General features: G+C 67.2%; 4 protein-coding genes and 2 pseudogenes. All 6 read right to left on the bottom strand.

Features of this window, described 5'->3' with window-relative positions:
• On the bottom strand, window positions 1-183 hold a 183-nt coding region (locus tag ALLO2_RS22415; protein ID WP_035734608.1), incomplete at its 3' end, for a hypothetical protein.
• Window positions 176-502 (bottom strand): DUF397 domain-containing protein, encoded by a 327-nt coding sequence (locus tag ALLO2_RS22420; RefSeq protein ID WP_051875531.1) that lies wholly within the window; start codon window positions 500-502, stop codon window positions 176-178. The genes ALLO2_RS22420 and ALLO2_RS22415, both read right to left, overlap by 8 nt.
• A gap of 2,315 nt (window positions 503-2,817) precedes the next feature.
• Window positions 2,818-3,477 (bottom strand): hypothetical protein, encoded by a 660-nt coding sequence (locus tag ALLO2_RS22430; protein ID WP_035734610.1) that lies wholly within the window; start codon window positions 3,475-3,477, stop codon window positions 2,818-2,820.
• Window positions 3,478-3,769: 292 nt separating this feature from the next.
• Window positions 3,770-4,912: pseudogene (locus ALLO2_RS22435) on the bottom strand (tyrosine-type recombinase/integrase).
• Between the two features lie 575 nt (window positions 4,913-5,487).
• A complete protein-coding gene (gene xerC, locus ALLO2_RS22440; RefSeq protein ID WP_232235281.1) occupies window positions 5,488-6,915 on the bottom strand; it encodes a tyrosine recombinase XerC in 1,428 nt (475 codons plus the stop codon).
• Window positions 6,916-7,973: 1,058 nt separating this feature from the next.
• A pseudogene (locus ALLO2_RS22445) lies at window positions 7,974-8,297 on the bottom strand (transposase); the annotation flags it as partial.
• Window positions 8,298-8,342: the final 45 nt, after the last annotated feature.

Consider the following 8,342-nt stretch of genomic DNA (forward strand, 5'->3'; position numbering starts at 1 on the left):
GTCCGCGTCCCGGGGGGTGGCGAAGTAGCCGACCACCCCGTCCACGTCCCGCTCCGGCCCGTCGACCACCGCCACCACCCACACCGTGGCCGCCTCACGCCCACCCGTGCCGGCCAGGATCCGTGACCATGCCTCCGACCAGCCCGACCCCGTCCCATCCCCGACGCAGGCCTGCTCACCCATCACCGGCCCCCGCACCGGCAGCCGGGGGAACCGGCAACGCCGCTAACCGGGCGAACCCGAACTCACCGCGACCCACCCCGGCCAGGAACACCGCCCACTCCCCGGCTTCGAACAGCAACCCCGCCCCCGNCGGGATCCGGCCGTGCCGCACCGCTACCCCCGGGGCATCCAGCAGCCCGAGCNNNCCGACCGGCACCGCGGCCACCTCCACCGCCCCCAGGCCGGCCCGCGCCGTCCGCCACCAGGCCAGACGATCCCGGCCCCGCACCGGCACCTCACACTCCAACCGGGCAAAATGCTCGTCCTCCCACCGGCCCACGGCCAGGACCCCCCTCGTCTCGTGATCACAAGGTGGCCCCGGGCAGGCCCCACCTGCGTGGAACAGCCCGCCCGGAACCGTTCACGGCGCCCGCCGAGGACACGAAGGCCAACCCGGCAGGAACCGCCGCCGAGAAGTCCACCGCGTCAAGCCGGAGGCATCGAGAGCAAACAGACGGTTATCGATGCCGGACAGCCGTGCTCACCTAGACGACCGTTCCCGCGCCCGAACCGGCAGCCGAACGGCAAACGATCAGGTATTCATCCGGCAAACGATCAGAAAACATGTGGTCCACCAGGAAACACGCCAGACAAGGCCCACCGACATCACCGGATAGCAGTAAGCATCCGGCTACGCTTTCTCCCGGGAAATCCGGTAACCAGGGAAGCGAGACGTCATGCCCCCTCAGCCCAGCACACACCCGGGATGGAACCCCGGCCAGCTACGCCGCCACCGCGAACAACTCGGACTGAGCCGGGCCGCCCTCGCCGACAAGATCGCCAACATTGACCCTGTCGTGGCCAAGGAAGCGGGGTTCACCCCACCGGCCGCCGGCCCCGAGATGATCAGCAAGCACGAGCGGGGCGTCAACTTCCCCGGCACGTCCTACCAGGCGGCTTACTGCCACTTTTTCCAGGCCAGCGAACCCGAACTCGGATTCCGCTACCCCTACCCCCACGAACACAAAGACGATCATGCGGGGTCTGTTACACCACCGCTAGCCGGGATACCCTCACAACACCAGCCCACGCCGCAGACCGAGGGGGTGGAGACCGCGAACCGCAGAGACCTACTCAGCCTCACCGCCGCAGCCATAGGACTCACCGCCACCGGCACAGCCGCAGCGATGATCGCGCCCGCCGACAGGTTGGCCATCCTGGAACGCGCCACCGCCGGCAGCGGCGCGGCATCCGCGGCCGAAGGGGCCCTACAGGCCGTGGTGGCCGACTNCCTGCNCCANCCCCCCGCCGAGACATTGCGCCGGGCCATCGCGTTGCAGCAGCTCACCGACGCCATCACCGCCCAATACCCGCTACGGCCCGCCGACCAGGCCCGGGTCTGGCGCGTATCCGGTGTCGCCACCGGCATCCGCGGATGGCTGGAGAACAACGCCGGACACACCACCGACGCCCGGCTGTCCTTGCGGGAAGCCCACCGCAGAGGCGAACTCCTCGAAGACAATCAGTTGATCGCCTGGACGCGCTTCATGCAGGCCACCATCGAGGACTACGCCGGCAACCCCGCCGGAGCCGAACAGTACGCGCTCGACGGCCTGCGCCACGCACCCAGCGGACCACAACGGGCTATCTTGCNGGTGGGCAGCCTTGCCGGGGCCCGCGCCGCCCATGGCGACATCCGAGGAGTTGACGCGGCCGTCAGCGAGGCCGAAAGCATCGTTAGCAGGCTGACTCCAGACGAGCGCGGCCCGCGAGAGGATCATCGTACCGTCGTTGACAGCCTTACCAGCATCGGATTGCCGATCTTCTCTCTCGACGTCGGCCGAGTGTATTCCCGCCTTGGNGAGATAGGCCGCTTCATGGAGGTAACGGCCGACGTCCGACCCGCCATCGAGCAGGGCAGTAGCTCACGGACGTCCGTGTTCCGCGCGGATGAGGCAGTAGCCGTTGCACGGAGCAAGTCACCGGATCTTGACAGGGTGGCCGCACTTGCCCGCGAAAGTTTGCGTCTCGCTGGCCCGTTCCAGACCGCTCACATCGCAAGCCGGGTCAACGTCGTCCTCGCCGTGACTGACCGCGACTATCCCGCGATTCGATCATTGGCCGACGAGGCCCACACCTGGCGGATCAGCCGCAACAGGCCCATCGACCTCGTCTAACCGGATAACCTGCATAAACAGCAACGATGTTTGATCGTCGCTAATGTTCTGTACTTCCTCAAGGGCGCCCCTTCGGGGCGCCGGGTGGTTCGTGTCACATGTGCCGCACGCGCCGCGCCGAACAGGACCCGTCCGGACCCGCCGCGCGCCGGGCGGGGCCCCGCCTCCCTTCGGTCGGCACCCCACCCGGGCGCGTCGGCCCGGCCACCCGTTCGGAGCGTCGAGGAGATCAGGGAATGTCACCGGTCGAGGGGTGTGGGTTAGAAGCAGTGCTGCCGCGCCCACTCGCCCCACGAGTGCGCAGAGCGCACCCGCAGGACGAGCAGGCTTGCCCACGGAGCAACCCGGGTCAGGCGTCAAGGATGGTCACTGAAACCGGTCGAGTGACGAGAGCCAGCGCAGCTCACCGGGGGCCAGGACTACGGACCCGGGTCCTGGGTAGCCGCCGGGTGTGGCAGCTACCCAGGACAGACGCGGCCTAGGGCTGCTGACCGAGGATTACCGTTTGTTGAACGGTCTGAAGTAGACGATTCATGGTGTCAAGTTCGTCGAGGGTAGTGTCTGTGTCCTTAGCCATGTGTGTCAGAGACCACAGTAGGTGCATCACGTCGCGGCGTGGGCCGCGGTCGGGCGGGGTTTCGTCGCCGGATACATCCTCCGTCGTCCCGTACGCCCGCATCGCAGCGTCGAGCGCCGCACAGGCGATCGTCGCCCAGGTCTGCCCCGCTCCATTGTCGGTCGGGGCGTTCTCGGTGGGCAGCGCGGCACGGCGAGCGGTCATCGCGTCGTCTACCGTGCGTAGCAGCGTGTAGAGATGGGCGTAGTCATCCGGTGACATCCGGGGGGTTTGGAACAGGCCGAGTAGACGCACCAGCGGACCCAACGCGTGAGTCTGGGCAGCTAGCTCATCGTCCGGTATCGGGGTCTGGGCACGCCGGAGCAGGCGTCCCGCCGCCAGTAGCACGGCTTGAGCCACTTGCAGCCAGTAGGCAGCCGCGTTCACATCGCTCACACCGTCGATCAGACGCAGGTCGAGGCCCGGCAACATCAGCACAGCTTCGAGCTTCATCCCGTCGTGCCCGTCCCACGTGTGGACGTCGACCGCAATCGGACGGTACGACGGAACGATTGTGATCATCGGGTTGATGGTGGGTGTCCACCCGTCATGTGGTGGTGGCATGATGGCCATAGGTCACGTACTCCTGTGGTCGCAGGGGTTCGGGGCTCAGGCCCGGGTTGCGGTGTTGGCGCACCGTTCCGGGCCGCTTTGTTGTGTACCTACATCATCGCTAATTCGCTTTAGGTTGTGAACACATAAGATTCCCTCACAAAGGGCTCTGGCATCTTCACGGCATGGATCGGGCGGGTGTACGCGGTCGGGACGGTGGACGGCCCGCGGAGACCGAAGGGCTCCAGATTAGCGGTTGGGGTCATATGGCCAGGACCGCGAGGGTTTCCGCCGCGCCGGGGTTCGAGACCTTCCGGCCCATGTAGGTGGACAGGGTGATGGACGGGTTGGCGTGGCCGAGGACATCGGCGATCTGGCGGGGGGTNTGCCCATCCCCATCGAGGAGGGTGGCAACGGACCTGCGGCCGAACAGGTGGGACGTCAGGCCGGGGAAGCCGGCATCGTTCACGGCGTCGCGGATGTCGGCCTGAGTGTTACTCGGGTCGCGTAGGCCGCCCATCTGCGCGGGGAACACCACCTCGTCACTGTTCTGTCCGTGGTGGCGGGTGCGCAGCATGGCCACGGCCCAGGCCGGGAGTAGCAACAGCCGGTGGCCCGCCTTCGACTTCGGACGAGGCTTGTTGATCAGACCCTGGCCGGTAATCCGCACCACGGTGGACCGGATTTCCACGGTGCCCGCGTCCAGGTCGACCGCGTCCCAGACGATCCCGCATACCTCCCCGATGCGCGCGCCGGTGGCGATGAGCATGTCCACAAGATCGGGGATGTCGCGGCGCCGCGCCCGTTCGTCGTAGGTGAGCAGCGCCCGCAACTGCCGCAGTTGGGCTGCGCCGAGCGCCTTGGATACCGGCTTCGGTTCCGGTCGGGTGATCTGCCCGGCGTCGCGGACCACGTTGCGGTCCATTGCGTCGAGCCGGGCGGCCATCGCGCACATGCCGGACAGCACTGTTCGCGCGATCCGCGCCGCACCTGGGCCGCTTTTGGTCGTGACCGCGCTGAAAAACCGGTCCGCGGTTCCGACCGTGACCTGTCGGGCCTTCACTCCGCCGAGTGCGGGGTAGACGTGCCGGTCGAGGGTGGTGCGGTAGGCCGCGAGGGTGTTGGGAGAGCGGTCTTTCTTCTGCTGTTCGGCAAACCACGCCTCACCGAGGACCTTCATAGTCGTCTCCGGTGTGATGTCGCCGTCGCCGACCGCGACCCGCAGCCGGTCACGCAGCGCGAGTTTCAGTGCCCGTGTGGCCGCCGCCTTGGAGGTGCCGCCGCGTTCGACTTCGCGGCGTACCCCGTCATGGTCGCGGTAGAAGCAGCGTGCCCGGGAGCCCTTCGCCGTGGCGNTNTANAANATCTTTCCGCCGACACCGAGATCTAGACTGGGACGAGCCATGCCACACCGCCGCATCCTTCGGGAGTGGAACGAACGCCCTCATACTAGCCTGATCGTCCCGTACTTACCCCGTACTTTGAGTGATCAATAAGGGTGAATGGCGGCAAATGACGATGCTTGCCTGCAAGCATAATCCGCAGGTATCAGCATGTTTTCGCGAGTAGCGACGGATAACGAATCAATGGGATTGCTAATCCGTCGGTCGTGGGTTCGAGCCCCACCCGCCCCACCCCTCCTGACCTGGCCTTTTGCAGCGGCCAGGTGGCCGTGGAGATCAACAACGGGCCCTGGTGGTGACGTGCTGGTGACGTTGCGACCGCAACCATTTTCCGAGCCTCCTCCGCTGGTTGCGGAGAGTGGCCGTGGCTGGTGAGGGTGCCTCGGTGCCGGTCGATGCGGACGAGCTCTTGGTGGCCCTCGGCGGCCCCGCCGCGGTCGTGGGGATGGCCTGGTCTACCGGCTGTTTGACCGATCTTGACCGTGCGCGGTTGGTGTGGTCTCCCGCGCTGCTGGTGGATCAAGAGCCGATGCGGTCGGTGCGACCGGAGTTTGCTGCGAACCTGACCCGGGGTGTCCTACAGGTCGAGGCCAGGTCCGTTGGCGGGGGGTGGTGTGGGGTCGTCCAAGCTGTCGGGTTCCACCTGGCCGGGTGGGTGTCGGCGGGGGACGATGTCGGCGGCGGCTTTGGCCGCGGCGCGATCCGCGTCGGCGAAGACCGAGGTGTAGACGTCGCCGGTGAAGTGGACGGAGGAGTGTCCGAGGAGTTCGGAGACGACCTTGAGGTCCTTGGTGGCCCGGTAGGTGAGGCTGGCGGCGGTGTGCCTCAGGTCGTGCAGTCGGATCGGGGGCAGGGNGCCGAAGGCGAGCGCGGTCTGAATGGCGTCTTCGGGCATGAAATGCCGGGCGGCGAGCTGGTCGACGGTCCAGCTGTGTTCGGCGTGCTCATGGCGGATGGTGGCGAATCGGGTGATGAGCCGTTCGAAGCGTTGCGAGACGCCGTTGGGGGTGAGCCTGCTGCCATCGGGATGAGTGAACATCCGTCCGCTGTCGACCCAGGCCTTACCGTAAGCGGCGCGTTCCTCGTCTTGGCGCGCCTGCCAGGTGGTGAGGACGTTTTTTGTAGCCGGGTCCAGGCTGACAGTACGGTAGCCGGCGTCGCTTTTGGGTTCGGTGTATTCGTCGCCGTCCAGGTCGAGGTTGTCGTCGGCGCCGGAAACGGATCCGGGGAGGTTGTCGAGGATGTAGATACTGTCGTCGTCGATGTCGATTTCGGTCCAGCCGAGGGCGACGGCTTCACCGCGACGTAGGGCGCGGTGGGCGATGAGATGCCACAGTGGGTAAAGGCGGTCGGCGACGGTGAAGTCGAGGAAGGCACCGGCCTGCTGCGGGGTCCAGACCATGACGGGGGAGGGCCGTTTACCGGTGCGTTCCCAGGCGGCGATCCGCGGTGCGGTCCAGACGAGCGGTCGGGGCTTGCGGGCCTTGGGTAGTTCGACGTGTTCGGCCGGATTGACGCCAAGTTTCTTACGTTTCACGGCGCTGTTGAGCGCGCTCATGGTGGTGGCGTGCACCCGGCGTAGCCGGGAGGCGCTGAGGGGCCGGCGGTGGTTGGGGTCGTCTTTGCGGACTTCGAGGAGGCGGACGAGCAGGGGTGAGCGTTTCCTGCCGTGCAGATCCCGGCCGATGAGCCGCATGGCGGCGTAGAGCTGTTCGATGTGGTGGTCGCGCAGGTCAGCGAGTCTGAGGTGTCCCAGGCCGGGTTTGAGATAGAGGCGGACGTGCTCCTCATACGAGCGGCGGGNGGNCGCGGNGNGACTCGCCTTTNCATCGAGCCAGTCGTCGAGGTAGCGGGCGACGGTGAGCCCGGTGTCGTCGGGCCGCCCACCGCCATGGAGTTCGGCCAGGGAACCGGTCAACGCGACCTCGGCCTCCGTCTCGGTCTCGAACGGTCCGCCGGTGGTGCGCCGCCGCCGCCCATTGGGACCGGGTGGGACGTCGTGCATGTACAACCAGGAACCGTGGTCCGACCGGGGCAGTTTCGGACACCGGGCGCCGTAATCCTTGCCTGTCTGGGGATCGCGGCAGCCGCACCGTTTGAACACCGATCCCCTCACTGGACACCATCCGGGCAGCCTGTCCCGGGGGCTACCGCGGCCGAGGATGACGGGCAGCTGCGCCCAAGTTCATCGGACGCGGCTGGTGGGACGGGGCGGGGCATACGATTCATGCGCACCGACGGTCCGGGCTGGTGCCATCGCAGACGGCATCGTCGCNGCCCTCGGCAGAGACATCGTCGCAGGCGCAGGCATCCACATTGACATCGAGCGTGTCACCCTGGCATGGCCTCGGCATGGGGCTGTTGCGTTGTGAGGGGTAGGGCGTGCGAGGCTCTGGCCGGCCGGGCGGTCAGATGGCGCGGGCGAGCTCGGTGAGAACAGGCGACAGTATCGGGTGAGAATCGGCCTCGACGTCGAGTTCGTCGTAGCCGCGGCGGATGTTCTGGACTAGCCTGAGTTTCCTAGCTGGCGAATAACTTATGCCTCTTTGGCTATGATCGACGATCTGGTGTACGCCGGTCGACCTGCACCGTTGCGCGACCAGATCGGTGCGATTATGGCTTCAAAGGGTGTATTGTCCATATTGTGGCGTCGATCATCAAGAAGCGGCGGGGCGACCGGGTGTACCTGTGATCAGGACCGGCGGACGTCCATGGAGACCGGCGAACAGGCTGCCGATGATCTCATAATCCGTCGGTCGTGGGTTCGAGTCAGGCCTCTTCCAGCCAGTCGCCGCCGTGAAGCTCCGCTAACGAGGCCGTCAGCGCCTTCTGCGCATCGTCCTCGGTGGGAAATGGACCCCCGACGGCCCGCCGCCGCGATCGCGGCAGATGCCGCCACCACGGGGTTGGGAACCTCGCCGGGCGCGGACGCCCGGCGCTGCCTGTGATGTTCGCGGCGGTCTCGGTGCCGGAGTAGTTGGGAACCTCGCCGGGCGCGGACGCCCGGCGCTGCCCGCGGACTCACATGTGGCCTCACCTGGTGTGAGGAGTTGGGAACCTCGCCGGGCGCAGCCACGGGCTGACGTCCACACCCAGCACGATCCGGCCGTCGGCGGCCCGCGGCAGCGGCAGCCCGGCCAGCGCGCGGCGCAGCCGGCTGATCTCGACCCGGCCGTGGTTGATCGCGCCGTACAACGCGCCGTGCCCTCGGCGGTGCTCCGCTGCCNGCGACAGGCCGACCAGGTCACGNACCGGGCCGTCCGCGCACAGCACGGCGTCGGTGAGCTCGAACAGGGCATCCGCCCGCCGGGTCAGACAGCCATAGAACTCCTGGCGGAACCGACACAGCACCCCAAGGTGCTCGACGATGGGGACATCGTGGGCCAAGCTGTCCTCCACGGCCTTCTGTCTGATCACGGTGTCTTTGGTGAG

The sequence above is a fragment of the Frankia sp. Allo2 genome, from assembly GCF_000733325.1.
GTDB lineage: Bacteria > Actinomycetota > Actinomycetes > Frankiales > Frankiaceae > Frankia > Frankia casuarinae.